The organism is Nostoc sp. ATCC 53789, from assembly GCF_009873495.1.
GTDB lineage: Bacteria > Cyanobacteriota > Cyanobacteriia > Cyanobacteriales > Nostocaceae > Nostoc > Nostoc muscorum_A.
The window spans coordinates 70970-88323 of record NZ_CP046704.1 but is presented as its reverse complement, the minus strand read 5'-3'; the positions used below and the strand labels follow the sequence as shown (position 1 = coordinate 88323).

The window sequence follows — 17354 nt, the reverse complement described above, 5'->3', positions numbered from 1 at the left end:
AACAGCGAATCTTCCTTACCTGCTTTATTTTGAATGCCAGTTGATAAAAAGTAAGCAATTAATGTAAGATTACGTACCTCTGTAATGCAAGTAGATTTGTCTTTTTCTCCAAAGCATCTATTTAAATTCGCGGTTGCCGTCTGTAATAAGCTAGCTGATGCTGACCTCTATCCTTTGTAATGCCAACTTCAAGAATATTCGTTTTTTTTGCGTAAAGCACGAGACTTGATCCTAAATCACCTCTTTGTTCTCACCGTCAAAACCTGTGGTGGCGTAGAATCTGGAGGATACAAAAAGTCTATCTGTACTTGTCGCTTTTCACTCGCCAACATCTTCAGTGTCACCAATGGTTCACCCCTTTGTCCCCGACGCTGTACCAAATGCACATAGCGCGTCTTTTCCACACCATTATCATCGATGTAACGAACCCGCACCGTTCCCCGAAAGAATATTTGTTCTACACCTGGTTTTAAAAATAGCAGTCTATCTGTTCCCCCTTCATCCTTCACAGGAGTCTGTATTGACACAGTTATAGTCTGGGTTTCACTCGTAATATTTCTTAGAGGCAAAGTTAGATTGTACTCAACACCATAGTTACTGTGAGCAAAGTAGGCCGTATCAGGATAACGTTTTAACATTGCTGCACTTTGAATTTGTCCAGTGCTAAGAGTAATTAAATGTACAGTTCCCAAAGGATAGGAAAACGCCTTTCCTGGTGAGGGTATTGTTAACTCGGAAACATTGGAATTGTCCGTAATTTGTGTTTTCCATTGCGTTCCTTGAGATACACCAGCGACGCGGCTAAATACCGTTGGTTCTCTAGGAGGGTCAAGAGGTGTTGGAATGGGGTCACGCTTTCCTGCTAAACTACCTGTATCCAAAAGCTCTTGCCACTCGCCTAAAGTAGGTGAAATATTACTATTTTTGACTAAATTTGCGATATAAACTGGACTACTACTTGTCAAGCGCATCATCGTAGTACGACCGTTAGAAGAAGGAGCCTGTACCTGTATTGGTAAATTTGCTAGGATTTTAGTTTCTTTTGGTTCTATCACCAGCTTTTCGGGAAAAATCTCTTGCCGAACTCCCCGCAGTACATCATTCATTGTGCGATCGCCTGGCCCAGAGTAAACTGTACCTTGGGGATTTTCAACCATATCAGCTAAAGCAATAAATTGTGCTTCTTTGGTAAGGTAACTAGCTGCTTGTAATACTTGCACTGTCACAGGTTCATTTCCTGGATTATGTACAATTATCCCTTGGTATACAGTGAGGCTTTGGGCTGGTGTTTCTGCCCTGACAATATGATGAGCAAATATGTCAAATCTGCCTTCAAAGGGATAATTTAAATGTGCTTCATGTACTTGTTTCCCATCTGGGGGAAAAGTTGATAGTAAAATTCCTTCAGTTGTCACCAGTTCAGGACTATTACTGTTGAAGGTGGGAATAAGATCAAGTTTTCCTGGTAAAGGACGTATTTCTTGGCTGTCTACTTCGACTCCAGCAATATATTGTGGGGGAACCGTGTAAATATTCAGCGCCCGACACATTAAAGCCGCAACTTCCCCTCTAGTCGCGCTTTGTAGTGGTTTTAGCTGTTTGACATTGGGATAATTGACAACAATACTATTAATCGTGGCTGATGCAATCGCATTTTGGGCATAGTTAGGTATTTGCCCCACATCGTTAAAATATTGTTGTAATGTCTGCATTGGGCTAGGTAAAGGGCTGTAATTTTTCCCCGCAGCTACAACACCAATGATTTGGGCACGAGGAATTGGTTGGTTTGGCTGGAAAATACCACCAGGATAACCAGAAAAAAATCCTTTTTGGTAAGCGGTAGAAATTGCTTTATTTGCCCAATAATCAGCAGGTACATCTTTAAAAGACGCAGCTGTACGTTTCACTGGTGAATCAGGAAAAGCATTTAGCATTAACACTGCTGCTTGGGCGCGTGTCACTGTTGTTTCTGGGCGAAAACTACCATCAGGGTAGCCTGTAATTAATTTACGCTCTTTTAGTTGTTGGATACAATGTTTTGCCCAATAGCTTTCGGTGTCAGAAAATGCTAGGGCGTTGGGGGTTGATAGAGTTAAGAGAAATACGACTAATAAAGTTTTTTTCAAGAGCATTAATAAACAAATTATAATGAACAAAAACCAGAAAGCTAATACATCATCTCCCAAGATTTATATCTACGTTGCTACTCTTGTTGCGTAATCTTGTAATTTGTAGCCTTTAGCTGACGAATTACACTTTTATCTGCCAAACTTTAACAGATTTGTCACCACTACCGCTATATAAAATTTTGCCATCACTACTTATTGCCAGTCCATAAATTCCACCTGCGTGTCCGGTAAGCTCCATGACTGATTTCCCTGTTTTGATGTCGCGTAATATGATTTCCCTGCCTAAACCACCAGCAATAAATGTCTTGCTATCGGGACTTATAATTAAGGCATCGATACTCGTACCGAACGATAAATCATGAACTAGCTTTCCTGTTTTCAAGTCCCAAGCTTTGAAACCTTTACCATCTGTGCTTCTAACTCCACCAGATTGAAAACTATCGTCGTATCCACCACACAAGAGCATTTTCCCATCCTTACTAACAGCAAGCGTAATCGGCGCTGATGCACGCTCTGAGCCGCTGATTAGGTCTTCTTTTTTGGGCAGTGGTGGGGTAAAGCTGCCTATTTGTTTACCTGTTACCAGACTCCAAACCCGAATTCTTCCCCCATTTTCACCTCCGCTTAAGAGAGTTTTACCATCAGGAGTAATTGCAAGTGCTGTTGTTTCTGCTTTGAGTATCCGGTCGATTTTTCGAGTTTTGAGATTCCGAAATTTGATCGTGTTATCGCCGCTACCACTGATTAAAGTTTGTCCGTCTAGGGTCAACAACATTGCTTTCACCCCTGTTTTTTCTGAAATCGTGCAAACTTCCTTTCCTGTTTGCGTATTCCAAAATTTGATAGTGTTATCGAAACTGGTACTAATTAAAGTTTGCTCATCTGGAGTAAATACTATTGATTTAATACCCTCACGGTGTCCAGTTAAAGTGTAAAGCAATGCACCTGTAGTAGCATTCCAAAGCTTGATTGTTTTATCATCGCTACCACTAGCAAGAACTTGACCGCTAGGGGAAAGGGTTAATGCACGCACAGGTGCAGTATGTCCTGATAAAGTTCGTTTCAACCGCTTTGGTTGTTCAGTATTTGTGGGAGTATTAAGTGTATTTGCTATAACCGGAACATTGGCAATCATACTAAAGGGTATAGGCAGGAAAAAACTAAGTAAAGTTAGGGTTTTAAATAGGATGGGTAATTTCATGGTGATCTTGTTGAAACTGTAAGGAGTCAAGTTAATAAACCTTGTTTTCTAATGTCACTGGCAAATCTTTTCTTTGTTCCCTACTATTAATTCAATGAGCCTAATTTCTATTCCAGAAAAATTGACAGTTTTCTAGTTTCCTGTTCTTAATCGAGGTATATTATCCTGATAAATTTGAATAAATAACATACCATTCATCACTCCAGTAGCCTACATCAGCAGCACTTTCGGCAATCACTCGTGAGAATTTATTCCTCTTAGGCGATGGATTACAACCTCCCTAAGAGCAATGTCTAGGACGGGCTGTCCGGTGTCGCTACTTTCTCCATCCCCAGATTTCCTTACTCAGCACCCCATCACCAGCAGTTAGGGTTCCCACCTGACTGCACAAACATAGAGAAGTTTTGCTTCGATTCGTACCCTAGTAGTTCGCTTTCCTCACAATTGCGCTTGTGGAGGTCGGCAGAGGAGAGATTTGTACAAGTTCTTTCCCCCCTGCCCCTGGGCACCTCTGCCCAAGAGCTTGCCACCACGCAAAATTCCTTTGGCAAACTACTAGACATAATGGAATAGATATATGCCCCAGAATTCCTAGAGGTGTCAGTATGACTGTTATCACTCCTGATCGTCTCGTCGTAGAGGAAAGCCCTTCTCACGCCGCGCATGAGCCAAATCGCACCCTCTGGATCAGCGAAGCAGGAGGGCTTACCCTGTTTGGCGCGTTCATCGAAGTTCTGCAACCTGGCTCTCGTTCATCTATCAAACATTGGCATCGTGCTGAGGATGAAATGGTCTATGTCCTCGAAGGCGAGATCACGCTCATTGAAGGAGACACAAAGACTGTATTACGTCCTGGCGACGCTGCAACTTTTCAAGCAGGAGTGGCAGTAGGTCACTTCCTTGAGAATCGCAGTGCCTTGGCAACGCGATGCCTAGTAGTCGGCAACCGAGCGGCAGTAGACACAATCACGTATCCTGACCTTGATCGGGTGTGTCACCGCGATCGCTCGCTGCCAGACGACATCTGGACTAACAGTCTGGGAGAACCTGCTCCGAGTCCCTACTAGCAATAATTACAGGATGCTTTTTGTAGTTCTCATAAAGATGGCATTTTGAATTTGACACTGCCTGAGTCTGAGCAAAAAAAATAACAAAGTTGTCAAGGTTAATCTTGAACTTCCTGCTGCATAGTCTGAAACTATTCTTCCAATAATTGATTGAGATAGCTAAAAGCCCAGTTATGAGATGACTGGGCTTTTTTGTATGCGATGTCTACTTTTTGGCGCTGTTTGGTGTCGCTTGGGTTTCCTCTCTACTAGACGCTATTCACGTTCGCTTGATTGGAGTGAGGCCGATAAGCCTACGGCATAGCAACTCTTGGAGACGCTGCGCGAGACGCTTACCGCAGAGCGAGTAAAAATTCAAATTTTAGTGATGAAAACGAGCTTGGCGCTCACGCAATTCACGGGCTTTTTGTTCACGAGCTTGGCGTTCACGTAATTCACGAGCTTTTTGTTCACGAGCTTGGCGTTCACGTAATTCACGAGCTTTTTGTTCACGAACTTGGCGCTCACGTAATTCACGAGCCTTTTGTTCACGAGCTTGTTGTTCATGCAATTGACGCTCACGAATTAGTTTAGCGTTATTAAAAGCAATAGTATTAGTATTTAAATGTTCATTGCGAAAATTCACAACAGAAGCATTAGCATGAGTTGAAAGAGCAGCAATTGAAACAGAAGCTAATAAACCACCAAGAAGAAGAGATTTTAAGCGGTTCATATATCCTTTAATCCTTGTTTTACTTAACTTGTATATTGCCAATATATTCTGCATAATCAAGAAAAGATATCTAGCAAATGTCACCACTTAAATATGACTAAAGTCACTAAGCGCGTCAGTTGAGTAAAATCAGTAATTCAATCTCAAGCGTAGGCGCAGCCCGCACTTCTCTACGAGACGCTGCGCGTAGCTTGCTTCCACGAAGTGGTACGGCTGCGCTCAGTGACCGTCGTAGACATCGCACTTTGGCCCAATAGCTGCTGAAGATTGCACTCAGAAATTATCGGGGTAAGTTCATGAACAACCAACCCAATCACGAAAACCTTAGCCCACAAGAAACGCCATGTCCTATCTGTGGCTCACAAAATTTTGTTTGGGGTCGTACCGTTGGAGAATCAGTAAGTCAGTGGGTGTATTTCCGTGCTGATGGGGCTGGGTGGGGGGAAGGCGAAAAGCTACGGGCGCGTAAATGTAGAGATTGTAACAATGTTCAACTTTTTTCGTATGATTAGCTGATAAGTAGCCACCAGTGAGTAAGCTGAAAATTAAAGCAATAGCAAGGGGTCCAATACAATTTCCTTTTCACTTTTGGGCACAGAAATACTTAATGTTACAAGGCTAAATTAGCCTAAAGTTTTAAATATTTAAAACGAGTTAATCTAAGGACTAGTTGACAACAGGAAATTTTGAAAGAAGTTGCCAGACGGTAACTTTTACGGAGCATATTTAAGGCCGAGTATGGCACACGCAATCCAAGTGGGCGCAACACAGGACGATATAACCAATAATAAGCTTTTTTTAAGTGATTCCATTTTGAACAGGCTTCTGGATGCAGAAAATCTGAAATGTCTACAACTAACCCTCTACCCTGATGCATCATCACATTACGACCGTGGACATCATGAGGGTGGAGTCCGCGACTTCTAGCATAGTCCAAAGCTTTATCGATATCCCGTATTACCTGCTGAGGAATTGGTAAACCTAAGTGCATACAATCGTACAAAGTTGTTCCATAAAGCCGTTTCAAAATTAGAAAGTTATCTTTGGCGTACAAACACTCAGAAAATGCCGGATGAGAACCTAGACGACGGTAGACTTCTACTTCCTCTTCAAAGCCTAGTCGTCCTGGGGCATAAATTTTAACTACACACTCAGGGTAATCGGGGTGAAAAACTACTGCGGCGTAATTTCCTTTGCCAAGCAACTGCCAAGGTTGTGGAAGATAGCTGACCTGAATGGGATTACGGGGATTAACACTTTCAATTTGTAATCTAGGCAGTAGTTCCTGATAAATGCTTTTGACCAGCTGTTCTGGAAGCAATTTGTCCATACCGGATAAGTTTCTGACACCAAATGACAAGATAAACTACTCAATTTATCTCAACTATTACAGCAACAGTTGGAATTGAGCTTAATTTTGAAATGGCGCAGTCCATTTAATAAGGAGAACTGGGAGCGCTATATACGCCCGTTTGGGTAGGGCTGCATGATCAGAGATGAGCTATACCCCCGCTCAAGAAGCTAAATTTACATTAATTAATCAAGAATCAATCTCAATACAAATCACTGTAACGTATGGATTAATTACTGATTCTGGTACATCAATTGTTAATTCTCCTAACGGATTAGAATTGAGGATAGAATCCATAATTGCACAGCGACTTGTGTAAGTTAGTTCTGTACCGTCAGCAAGAAGAAACACCGATTTTACTCGTTTGATTGGTATACCCCTAACTGATATTGTTTCGTAAGGTTTCATTAATAGGTGTAGATAAATGCGATCACCCTTACGAGTTGAGGGGCCATAAAATTGCCACGGTTCTAATCCTGGGGTTGTATCCAGTATACTTTCACAGTGACTCTCCATCCAATCTGCTATATCTTTGAGACGCTCTAACTGCTCAGGAGGGATTTGTCCATTACCCATCGGACTAACATTAAGCAAGAGGTTGCCTCCAATGCCAGCTATTTCGCACATTGTATGAATCAATTGACGAGACGATTTGAAGTTGCAATCATCTGAATTGTATCCCCAACTCTCGTTAATAGTCAGACAGGTTTCCCAAGGATGAGCAGGTGGGTGAGGAGGAATAAACTGCTCAGGAGTTTCAAAGTCTCCACAATTGGGTAGGCGATCGTTAATGAGAATATTAGGTTGTAAATCACGAATCATTTTTGCTAATTTTTGAGCCTGCCATTGCTCTGGAGTGCGTTCCCAACTTCCATCAAACCAAATGATGTCAATTTGACCATAGTTGGTCAATAATTCTCGTATCTGATTGAACATAAATTGGATATATCGCTCCCACTGTTGCGCTGTCGGTTGAGGTAGTTGGTCAAAGCGATAAGGTTTATCTGCCTCTCTCCAAGCCGGATAGTCAGGATGATGCCAGTCACTAAGTGAAAAATAAAGACCAATACGCAATCCTACAGAGCGCATCGCTTCGACATATTCACGTACAATATCTTTTTTGTAAGGTGCAGATGCGATTGAAAAGTCTGATTCTTGGGTATGGAATAAGGCAAAACCATTATGATGCTTGGTTGTTAATATCGCATATTTCATTCCGAGACTTTTTGCTAAATCTGCCCATTCTTGAGGATTGTATTGCTGTGGATTGAAAGTATTAGCTGTGTAGTGATATTTATCAACTGGAATATCTTTGCAAAAAGGTAGGCTGAATACACCCCCAACTAACGGTCAAGATAACTCACATCCCATTTGAGAACTATGTCCCCAATGAATAAACATCCCCAATCGAGCTGTGTCAAACCAGTTATTCATCATGGTGAAATTTGGCAATAATTCTGCAAAAGAGAAGGAGAAATAGCTCCCAAGAGCATCTTAAGTACATATACAGGTTTTGGTTGTTATTATTTGTTGGCGGAGGTGAAAATGCGACACCGAATAGCCCGCCGCAAGCATCGCTCTCGCAAGCGGGGCTATGGGCTGGGTGCGATCGCTCCCTATCTGTAAGTCCTAGCCCAATCGAGGAAAATCAGAGGTAGACAGTAGAGAAGCGGATGCCATCTGCAATACGCTGGCTTGTGCTGACTTCTAACCTTTGTAATGCCAACTTCAAGATTATTCGTTTTTTGCGTAAAGTACGAAATATGAGGTGAATAGTATTATATAACGGTACTTACTATGGATAAACCGGGGACAATACTAAAAGTCTCCTATATAATTTACTTCTATCAAAAACTGCTCTAGCTTTGTCTAGGGCAGTTTTATATTGCACGGTAGAAGCCAGATTCACAACTGCGTTATCAGGCACGTGCAGTTCGTTAATATAACCCTTCTGGTGGGAAAATATCAGATCCAACAGCCACACCAGTGTTAGTATATTTAATCCCTGGTTTAACAGTAGGGGATTGTTGTTTTAACGATTGAAAAGCAGAAGAAGAGTTATCTTGCTCAATTGATATATTGGTATTTGCTTGTTGCTGGGACATCAAAGTTAATCCTCCCATTGCACCAGCAAGAAGAGCTGTATAACCTATATATAAATGCGTCGGGCGAATTTCCAATCCCCCTCCTTTTTTAGATTGATCCGAAAAGGGCTGAGTTACTGGTATAGCTGCTAGGAATGGCAAAGAGGCAGCTAAAGCAACACCATTAAGTCCTAAAGCATCTCCATAACGTCGTATAAATCCACGTACAAAAATGTCATCTGATAATTCTTTCCAGTTGCCGTTTTCTAATGCCTCTATCAGCTCCGTTCGGATATGAGTGGAAAGCTGGATGTGATCCAAAGAAAGCCCTTTGGATTGACGGGTTTTTTGGAGTTGTTGCCCGATTTGACGTAGGCACACCATGCGTTGTTGAGCTGCAAGTTCAGCTTGTTCAGCAAGTTCTGCTTGAGAAATTCTCTGATGATTCAGCAATTGTAGTGTTTTTTTCCACAGCGAATTTTCTGCTGTATTTTTAGAGGGTTCCTCTCGGAGAGCGCAATGCTCCTGTTGTATCTCTGGTGAAGAATTCACTGTTTCTGTGGCTTGCTTGTTATCTGTAACTGTTTCAACTTTTTGAGATTGTTGGGCAAATCGTTGAAATGCTAACCCGATTGCTTCTCTACCTACGGCTTTTAATAAATCTTGAGCTTGATCTGTTTGTTCACCTATTAACTTCTGCACAATCGCTAAAGCACGTCGATAAACTCTGCTACGATGCAGTTGTACTTCTATTTCTCCTAAAAGCGATCGCAACTCATCTTGAGAAATTTCAATATTCGGATTGTCCAGAAATTGCAAATAATATACAGGAGTAGTAACCATTGTAAAAGCCTTTTATATAAACTCAATCAAAGAAAGTTACAATCATATCTTCACTATTTTTCCTAACTTCATCTTTGTTTTCCGGATGTTAATTTGTATAATTTAAATTTTTTAATAGCTCATCAGCACTGAAGTAACTCAGTAATAACCGTAGCCATAATTTCTAAAAGAATACCAGTGTTTATTTGAGGAAAAACCTTGGGTGTTTTAACCCTGTTCTGTCACTTTGGGAGAAGCCAATGCCTGAAAGCCTTTGAGAGCTTTACTTTTCAGTTTTTGGCTAGAAATTTTAGTTTCTGTTAGAAAATAATGTCTCAAAGCTTGACTCAATAAAAGTTTCAGAATCTTGCTTCAATTATTGTTTTCCGAGAGTGACATAACAGGGTTAAGCGTTCGCTTGATCAAACGCCTTTACGGAACATGATACCCATCCCACAATGAAGACTTAGCCAATAGCCGAAAATAGCGTAATTCTCGAATTCTCTCACTTTTGAAGAAATTTTGAACATAGCGATCGCGGCTGGGGATTTGGTCAATGGAGACTGCCTATAGGCGATCGCTTAGTGAGGAAATATCCGAATGTTTCAGTCCTCGTGAGGGGATTTGGTCAATGGAAACATTTTTCTAACGAAAACGATCGCATTGCCGCTTTTTCGTTTCAGTCCCCGTGAGGGGATTTGGTCAATGGAAACGCAGCCCAATTGGAAAGTTTAGAATCAAACTAAATGATGTTTCAGTCCCCGTGAGGGGATTTGGTTGGTGGAAACCAAACTGCCGGATGATCCAAGCGAGCTACTGCTGCGTTTCAGTCCCCGTGAGGGGATTTGGTTGGTGGAAACCTGTCTTGGGTGAGTTTCATCAAGTAATTGAATTTGAGTTTCAGTCCCCGTGAGGGGATTTGGTTGGTGGAAACTAATGTTATTAACAGGCACAGACAACCATTGATTTGGTTTCAGTCCCCGTGAGGGGATTTGGTTGGTGGAAACCATCCTTTGTCTGATTGCAGAGGGTATGCTTACGAAGTTTCAGTCCCCGTGAGGGGATTTGGTTGGTGGAAACATAGGGATTGGACATTAATTGACATGGGTAACGGAACGTTTCAGTCCCCGTGAGGGGATTTGGTTGGTGGAAACCAAAAACGACTAACACACTATGACAACCGAAGTAGGTTTCAGTCCCCGTGAGGGGATTTGGTTGGTGGAAACGCATAAATTGTTGGAATAATGAAAGCGTGGATTGAAGTTTCAGTCCCCGTGAGGGGATTTGGTTGGTGGAAAACAGTAAGTTTTTGTATGGTGCATCTGAGCGATAAAAATGTTTCAGTCCCCGTGAGGGGATTTGGTTGGTGGAAACATGGCTTTAGAAAGGGTAGTGTAAAGCTTAATAACCCGTTTCAGTCCCCGTGAGGGGATTTGGTTGGTGGAAACGTTGGAGGCGAGTATAGATAGCGATCGCCTCTAGCGTTTCAGTCCCCGTGAGGGGATTTGGTTGGTGGAAACCCACCTGGAATTTCCATCTTTTTAGAGAAGTACAGGTTTCAGTCCCCGTGAGGGGATTTGGTTGGTGGAAACCTTAATCCAATTCTTTGGTAAGTGGCTTTCAAGATGAGTTTCAGTCCCCGTGAGGGGATTTGGTTGGTGGAAACTGTAGTCCTAGTATTGCGTTATCACCAAGCGTGTGATGTTTCAGTCCCCGTGAGGGGATTTGGTTGGTGGAAACCTTTCTAGATGAACTAAAGCGTCAATATTCTCTTGGGGTTTCAGTCCCCGTGAGGGGATTTGGTTGGTGGAAACATCGCAGATGACTATCGGGAAGTGGCAGAGCAGTTAGTTTCAGTCCCCGTGAGGGGATTTGGTTGGTGGAAACGATACGATCACCAGATTTCCTTCTGCCTCCGGTGGTGTTTCAGTCCCCGTGAGGGGATTTGGTTGGTGGAAACTCGATTGTTGTTGAGCAGGCGCAACCAGTTAATTGTTTCAGTCCCCGTGAGGGGATTTGGTTGGTGGAAACAGTTATGAATATTCCCAGTCTCGAAAAATTCAGATATGTTTCAGTCCCCGTGAGGGGATTTGGTTGGTGGAAACCTTTCTTTTTCTCTATATTCATAACAATGCTATTAGTTTCAGTCCCCGTGAGGGGATTTGGTTGGTGGAAACTCCTCGAACTTGATTTTGATAAGAGACAGCATTTGAACGTTTCAGTCCCCGTGAGGGGATTTGGTTGGTGGAAACTGCTCGTTGCTGAAACCCTTACAGAGCAGGCTTCCTGGGAAGCATTTTGGCAAACCTCAAAAATAGGTCGATTTCAGCCGCTCTTATTGCAACTAATTATCAACTTTCCTTAGCACTGAAACTGTGAAACTATTTATTTGTCAAGGTTCTGGCGATTTTGGCAGATCCCCAGGGTTTTTGACCTCGCTTCGACTTGCCAAAACATCAAGCTGATTACCTAATCATAAGATAATTACTTACCCTTGTCCATAAGCGAAGGTTTTCAGCTATTACTTTCTTGTTTGAGCGATTTCCTGGTAATGAGTGAATGCAAATAACTCTTAACCTTTAACTTTTTTTTCAGCTATTACTTTCTTGTTTGAGCGATTTCCTGGCTAATTTCACGTAAGTTTTCACGGTCGAGATCGGCATCTCTAAATCTTCGGCGATTGCCTTCAATGATTCCCCCATCTCCCGCCGCGCCAAAATCGTTGCCCAGGTAACTGCAATTTTATCAGTTCGCTCCCCTCCTGTACGTTTGCGTTGTGCAGTAAATAATTTGATCAGTTCCTCAATTCGCTCTCCCAGCAGATTTGTTATCAACTGAATTGATTTACTCGTTTCCTGCTCTACCCAATCCAAACGAGTTTGTCCTAGCCCAAAAGTGGTTTTATGCCCTGTGCCACAGTAAGGAGCCAACCGTACTAAAGCATAAAACAACTCACTAAATTCAAAGTTTGCTGAAGCTGCTTTCGTTAAACCTAATGAGATTGCACCTGTGAAACCTGTGACTGACCCACGCTTCCCTGCTGCCACTTTCTCTGATTTCAAGCGGTGTTGATGAATAATCACCCCTTCATCTATCCATTTGAGAAATGATTCTTGTTCTGCTGGCATCGATGAAAAATCATTCCACCGCCGCAAGTAACTATGAAAAAGGTTTTCTGGCACTGGTAAAGGGAAATGATTTCCTTTTCGACGAAAGCTTGTAGGTGAAATAAAACTGAGACTGATGGAGGATGGTCTATCTGTAGATGATTCCAGTAGTTGTTTGTAGGTAGTTGGTGCATAGGCTATGCTCACCTGTTTTATCTGTAGAGATGCACCTTTTAAATCTAAGCGTTCTGGTAGTTGAGTTAACCAGTGTTTGAGAAACTTTGCTACCCGTTGAGATAAAACGTTCACGTACCAGTAGTATATTTGATTCCCTTCTAATCGTAGTTGTTTGCCACTGGCAATTAGTTGACCTGACAGCGCTGAAATATTGAAGGGTTTTTCTGACTCTCCATCATGAAGATAAGCTGAAAGGTCTGGATCAAATTGCCGTACTTGCTCCAAAAACCACGCGTGCAGTCCTATTGTGTACTGCGAATAAAGCAAAGCAGAAGCAGTTGACTCCAGTTCAAACACTAATCCCACTAATTCTGTCTCATCTGCCCATGTGACAACAGAAGCAACAGATTTTTGCTTTGGCTTTGGTTTACCACTAGTAGATGATGCTGCTCTTGGCATTGCTTAGGGCTTCACAAATAATGCTCAATATTGTACGCAATTTCAATCCTCTTTGACTTAATAAAAGGCAAACAACAATTAATTCCCCTGGCGATGAGTTAATTGTCGAAAACTAATTTGAACAACTGCGATCGCAATTAATGTTTGAAGTTTCAGTCCCCTTCTGGGGTAATAGTCTTTGGAAACCTTATTGCCCAAGCTAAAGCTGAGAACTTTAATTGTTTCAGTCCCCTTGCGGGGTAATAGTCTTTGGAAACCTCTGAAGTTCTCAGCGATCGCTAATCACTCATAAAGGAATGTTTCAGTCCCCTTGCGGGGTAATAGTCTTTGGAAACCATTTGGGATGCTGCTTGATGCTGATAAAAACTCTGTTTCAGTCCCCTTGCGGGGTAATAGTCTTTGGAAACGGTACTATATGACCACCAGCCTTATACTTATCGTTCTGGTTTCAGTCCCCTTGCGGGGTAATAGTCTTTGGAAACAGGAATTAGCTAAAGGACAAGATGTTTCCATCTCATAGTTTCAGTCCCCTTGCGGGGTAATAGTCTTTGGAAACGCCGGACTAACTTTGTTAATGGAATGAGTTTCTTCTTGTTTCAGTCCCCTTGCGGGGTAATAGTCTTTGGAAACCCAAACAAAAACATTAAGGATAAAATTTCTGAACGTTTCAGTCCCCTTGCGGGGTAATAGTCTTTGGAAACTTAATTCTTTTACAAGTTTACAAGCATGAATGTAAGTTTCAGTCCCCTTGCGGGGTAATAGTCTTTGGAAACATAGCACGGGCTTGCTTCTCCACTTTCTCATCGTGAGGTTTCAGTCCCCTTGCGGGGTAATAGTCTTTGGAAACCATTGCCTTGATACCAGTTATCAAGCCTGCGTGAGTATGTTTCAGTCCCCTTGCGGGGTAATAGTCTTTGGAAACACAAGATTAATTTGATAGGTGTTGTTACTCATACAAGTTTCAGTCCCCTTGCGGGGTAATAGTCTTTGGAAACCTGGCAAAAGACAGCTAACAAAGGTAAGATTGCTTTAGGGAGGTTTCAGTCCCCTTGCGGGGTAATAGTCTTTGGAAACTTTAAAATTGCTGCTTCAGTCGGTGTGAAAAAAATGTTTCAGTCCCCTTGCGGGGTAATAGTCTTTGGAAACATACTAACTATTGGAGTCTAACTTTAAAAAATGTAGGTTTCAGTCCCCTTGCGGGGTAATAGTCTTTGGAAACCTTCTTTTATGAGTGCATCAAAAATAAAAGTATATGTTTCAGTCCCCTTGCGGGGTAATAGTCTTTGGAAACTTGAATTAATCAGGGTTGAGGAAAAAGGCAATCTCTTGTTTCAGTCCCCTTGCGGGGTAATAGTCTTTGGAAACGCAGGAATAAAGCTAAACTGTGCTTTGTGTGCTGATTAGTTTCAGTCCCCTTGCGGGGTAATAGTCTTTGGAAACTGTGTGGTTTTGTAATTGCGATCGCAGTTGCCCAATTATTGTTTCAGTCCCCTTGCGGGGTAATAGTCTTTGGAAACCCTAGAGCTATTTGGCAGAACCCAAGGACTTGAGCAGCTTTAGTTTCAGTCCCCTTGCGGGGTAATAGTCTTTGGAAACCTAATTTCTCCCAAGTAATCCAGGTTTCACGTTTAATGTTTCAGTCCCCTTGCGGGGTAATAGTCTTTGGAAACGCCATAGTGCTTATAGAAGACCATGAAACTGGCAAGTTTCAGTCCCCTTGCGGGGTAATAGTCTTTGGAAACCAAATAGTTGAGATGCTTTCAGATCCAACTATTGGTTTCAGTCCCCTTGCGGGGTAATAGTCTTTGGAAACCGTTCATATTCTGCGATCGCTAGCCAACTCTTTAATGTTTCAGTCCCCTTGCGGGGTAATAGTCTTTGGAAACCACTTTCTTTTTCTCTATATTCATAACAATGCTATTAGTTTCAGTCCCCTTGCGGGGTAATAGTCTTTGGAAACTTATAGCTTCGACGGATGGCCGTCGAATTTCAGAATATGTTTCAGTCCCCTTGCGGGGTAATAGTCTTTGGAAACCGCTCCATCTGAAACTGTTACGGAGCAAGCTTCCTGGGAAGGTTTTTGACGGATCGAAAAAAAAGGTCATTTTCAGCCGCTCTTATTGCGAGTAATTTGCAACTTCCCGAATTTTTGAAACGCTGTAATTATTTACTTGTCAAGGTTCTGGCGATTTTGGCAGATGCCCAGGGTTTTAGCCCTCGCTTCGGCTTGCCATCCATCAAGCTGATTACATAATCATAAAACTATTGTTTGCTCTTGTCGAGGGATTTCAGATCCGTATGTAATTGTTCGTTTGATTGCACCCGCATCAAGTATATACAATCGTACCGAATCCTCTTCAGGCTTAACCAGTTTTTCTATCTTGGTCTGGAGTGTTGCAAATTGTATCGCTGTTAAAAAACACTCAAAAACGCTATATTGTGTCCATTTCCCGTAACCAGACAACATTTTATGTAAGCGAGTGCGACGTTTATTTGCAGCTTTGTTATCAGGCAGGTCGTAAATAATCAAATAGAACAGAGTAGTCATTGTCAAATTTTTCAATAAATGAATGATAATTAACGTAAAGCGAAAGCTTTATATGGAATCCCTTCTTGTAAATGGCGACCCAATAGCCGAGCTTGTAGTTCAATCGCTCGTCTATAAGTGCATCTGTACTCAAAAACAGGATGTTTAAATTCATCATTCATTTTGCGCTCGAATGCCTGCAAAAAAGTTTTCCTGGCACTATCCTTCAGGCGATATGCACCTAAACTTTCGTTAAAATCATCAGGTTGAATTTCATGTTTATGCAATACAGCTAACACTACATTGTCAGCGATCAATGAACGAAACTCTTCCATGAGATCCAGCACCATTGCAGGCTGACCATGATGGACTTCGTGTAAATAACCAATATAAGGATCTAACCCAGCAACATGAACCGCAGCCGTTACTTGAACTCGCAACAAACCATAGGCAAAACTGAGCAACGAGTTTACTGGGTCAGTAGGCGGACGACGATTTCGACCAGTAAATGTCCATTGTTTTCCAACCATCCGTGGCCAGCAAGCAAAATACTCTCGTGCAGCTAAACCTTCAATCCCTCTAACCTGATCTATGGTTTTTTGGCTTTTAACAAGACTTTTACGCTCTTTAAGAGGATTATCTCGCTCATTATGACGATACAAAACCTGATATTGATTATGAATTTTGGCTGTCACAATTGCTTTAACTAATTCTAAACGTCCGACGGGATCACTATATAGTTTATATTGTGCTAATCGCAATTGACCATTGCGCGAATAACCAGGAAGTGCAGAACCCAGATATTTACCAAAGCTAGAAAGATAGTGAACAGGCATACCTAATTCCAAAGCATAAACTAGAGCATCACCTGTGACTTGAGGATTGCCCATCAAGACAACTTGTTCAACAGTTTGGGCTGCAACAGTCTGTTTTTTCCAAGAACCATCTGATTGTTTAAGAGCAACATTAAAAGCTTCGTAATTCTTGCTCAAAACGGCATCAGCCTGAGTTACGTAAAGTACTGACATTTTAGATTTGTGATAGTGAGTTATGGTTGAAGAAGAATTCAGCTATTCTGAATTTAGGGGTCAGTTACTCCCGATGAAATTAATCCTCGGTTTCAGAAGTCATTGACACCCGTAACTGTTTAACTTCAAAAGGTAGACAAATCTCTTTTAAACTGCATGAAAGACACTTTTTAGTGTTATCAATTGGTACAGGCATAGTTGTTTGAGATGCAAGTTGAGCAAGAACAATTGCTTGCTCAGTCATTTGTCGTAATTGAGGTGTAAATGCTACTGTCTGTCTTCTGCGGTTAGTATGATAAAAAATCTCACCATAAGCAAGGCAGCGTCCGGTACGTTCTTCTAGACACAAAGCTGCTGCACAAAGTTGAAAATGGTCATTAAGATGTTGTGCCATCTTCCCTTTTTTATATTCCACAGGGACAAGCTGACCATCGCATTCTTCAACTGCATCAATGATACCTGCGACCTTCAAGCGATCGCTCCAGACCCACTGCTGCTGATGAATCAGCATCTCTCCTTCTTGAAGTGTTCCTTCTTCATTGATATTGCGGTGTATGTGGCGACCCAAGATAATATGCTCGTTATCTGACATTTCGCCCAAGACATATTCAAGGTAAAATCTGCGTGGACAATATTCCCAGGCATTTAGGTATGCCAAAGGTAAGTAATCTTCATTCATCTTTTCGTTTG

12 protein-coding genes, 1 pseudogene and 2 CRISPR repeat arrays are annotated in these 17354 nt (G+C 41.9%); of the genes and pseudogenes, 3 read left to right on the top strand and 10 right to left on the bottom strand.

All coding sequences use genetic code 11. The features are described from left to right. Positions 1–236 precede the first annotated feature (236 nt). Positions 237–2132 (bottom strand): DUF3370 family protein, encoded by a 1896-nt coding sequence (locus GJB62_RS30600; RefSeq protein WP_114082198.1) that lies wholly within the window; start codon positions 2130–2132, stop codon positions 237–239. Between the two features lie 118 nt (positions 2133–2250). Then, positions 2251–3330 carry a WD40 repeat domain-containing protein gene (locus GJB62_RS30595; RefSeq protein ID WP_245246245.1) on the bottom strand — a complete coding sequence of 360 codons (1080 nt, stop codon included), beginning with the start codon at positions 3328–3330 and terminating at the stop codon, positions 2251–2253. Between the two features lie 452 nt (positions 3331–3782). On the opposite strand from GJB62_RS30595, the gene GJB62_RS30590 reads away from it, so the two are divergent. Further along, a complete protein-coding gene (locus tag GJB62_RS30590; protein ID WP_245246244.1) occupies positions 3783–4397 on the top strand; it encodes a cupin domain-containing protein in 615 nt (204 codons plus the stop codon). Positions 4398–4758: 361 nt separating this feature from the next. Here GJB62_RS30590 and GJB62_RS30585 read toward each other — a convergent pair whose 3' ends face one another. After that, entirely contained in the window at positions 4759–5193 is a 435-nt protein-coding gene (locus GJB62_RS30585; protein ID WP_209271509.1) for a hypothetical protein, read from the bottom strand. 212 nt (positions 5194–5405) lie between these two features. Between GJB62_RS30585 and GJB62_RS30580 the strand changes: the two genes are divergently transcribed. Beyond that, positions 5406–5621, top strand: coding sequence for a hypothetical protein (locus GJB62_RS30580; RefSeq protein ID WP_114082177.1), 216 nt, complete (start codon positions 5406–5408; stop codon positions 5619–5621). Between the two features lie 116 nt (positions 5622–5737). On the opposite strand, the gene GJB62_RS30575 is transcribed toward GJB62_RS30580, so the two are convergent. After that, entirely contained in the window at positions 5738–6439 is a 702-nt protein-coding gene (locus GJB62_RS30575) for a serine/threonine protein kinase (protein ID WP_114082176.1), read from the bottom strand. A 210-nt stretch (positions 6440–6649) separates the two neighbouring features. Beyond that, positions 6650–7894: pseudogene (locus tag GJB62_RS30570) on the bottom strand (alpha-L-fucosidase). Between the two features lie 83 nt (positions 7895–7977). Here GJB62_RS30570 and GJB62_RS30565 point away from each other — a divergent pair. Further along, entirely contained in the window at positions 7978–8118 is a 141-nt protein-coding gene (locus GJB62_RS30565) for a hypothetical protein (RefSeq protein ID WP_159402624.1), read from the top strand. A 279-nt stretch (positions 8119–8397) separates the two neighbouring features. Here GJB62_RS30565 and GJB62_RS30560 read toward each other — a convergent pair whose 3' ends face one another. From GJB62_RS30560 to cas4, 5 genes are all read right to left on the bottom strand, one after another. After that, positions 8398–9387 (bottom strand): helix-turn-helix domain-containing protein, encoded by a 990-nt coding sequence (locus GJB62_RS30560; RefSeq protein ID WP_114082175.1) that lies wholly within the window; start codon positions 9385–9387, stop codon positions 8398–8400. Positions 9388–9968: 581 nt separating this feature from the next. Then, positions 9969–11618: a CRISPR direct-repeat array (repeat unit 37 nt; unit sequence GTTTCAGTCCCCGTGAGGGGATTTGGTTGGTGGAAAC). A gap of 339 nt (positions 11619–11957) precedes the next feature. Next, on the bottom strand, positions 11958–13109 hold the full coding sequence (cas6, locus tag GJB62_RS30555) for a CRISPR-associated endoribonuclease Cas6 (protein WP_114082174.1): 1152 nt from the start codon (positions 13107–13109) through the stop codon (positions 11958–11960). Positions 13110–13258: 149 nt separating this feature from the next. Further along, positions 13259–15144: direct repeats of the CRISPR family, unit length 37 nt; unit sequence GTTTCAGTCCCCTTGCGGGGTAATAGTCTTTGGAAAC. A gap of 219 nt (positions 15145–15363) precedes the next feature. After that, the gene (cas2, locus tag GJB62_RS30550; RefSeq protein WP_114082173.1) at positions 15364–15657 is read right to left on the bottom strand and encodes a CRISPR-associated endonuclease Cas2; all 294 of its coding nucleotides are present in this window, start codon (positions 15655–15657) and stop codon (positions 15364–15366) included. 29 nt (positions 15658–15686) lie between these two features. Beyond that, on the bottom strand, positions 15687–16664 hold the full coding sequence (gene cas1d / locus GJB62_RS30545) for a type I-D CRISPR-associated endonuclease Cas1d (protein WP_114082172.1): 978 nt from the start codon (positions 16662–16664) through the stop codon (positions 15687–15689). Positions 16665–16743: 79 nt separating this feature from the next. Next, positions 16744–17343 (bottom strand): CRISPR-associated protein Cas4, encoded by a 600-nt coding sequence (cas4, locus tag GJB62_RS30540; RefSeq protein WP_114082171.1) that lies wholly within the window; start codon positions 17341–17343, stop codon positions 16744–16746. Positions 17344–17354: the final 11 nt, after the last annotated feature.

Excerpts from the sequence above, each read along its gene's own strand:
- cas2 (WP_114082173.1), bottom strand. The coding sequence starts at position 15,657 with ATGACTACTCTGTTCTATTTGATTATTTACGACCTGCCTGATAACAAA.
- GJB62_RS30595 (WP_245246245.1), bottom strand. The coding sequence starts at position 3,330 with ATGAAATTACCCATCCTATTTAAAACCCTAACTTTACTTAGTTTTTTC.
- GJB62_RS30580 (WP_114082177.1), top strand. The coding sequence starts at position 5,406 with ATGAACAACCAACCCAATCACGAAAACCTTAGCCCACAAGAAACGCCA.
- cas6 (WP_114082174.1), bottom strand. The coding sequence starts at position 13,109 with ATGCCAAGAGCAGCATCATCTACTAGTGGTAAACCAAAGCCAAAGCAA.
- GJB62_RS30560 (WP_114082175.1), bottom strand. The coding sequence starts at position 9,387 with ATGGTTACTACTCCTGTATATTATTTGCAATTTCTGGACAATCCGAAT.
- GJB62_RS30575 (WP_114082176.1), bottom strand. The coding sequence starts at position 6,439 with ATGGACAAATTGCTTCCAGAACAGCTGGTCAAAAGCATTTATCAGGAA.
- cas4 (WP_114082171.1), bottom strand. The coding sequence starts at position 17,343 with ATGAATGAAGATTACTTACCTTTGGCATACCTAAATGCCTGGGAATAT.
- cas1d (WP_114082172.1), bottom strand. The coding sequence starts at position 16,664 with ATGTCAGTACTTTACGTAACTCAGGCTGATGCCGTTTTGAGCAAGAAT.
- GJB62_RS30600 (WP_114082198.1), bottom strand. The coding sequence starts at position 2,132 with ATGCTCTTGAAAAAAACTTTATTAGTCGTATTTCTCTTAACTCTATCA.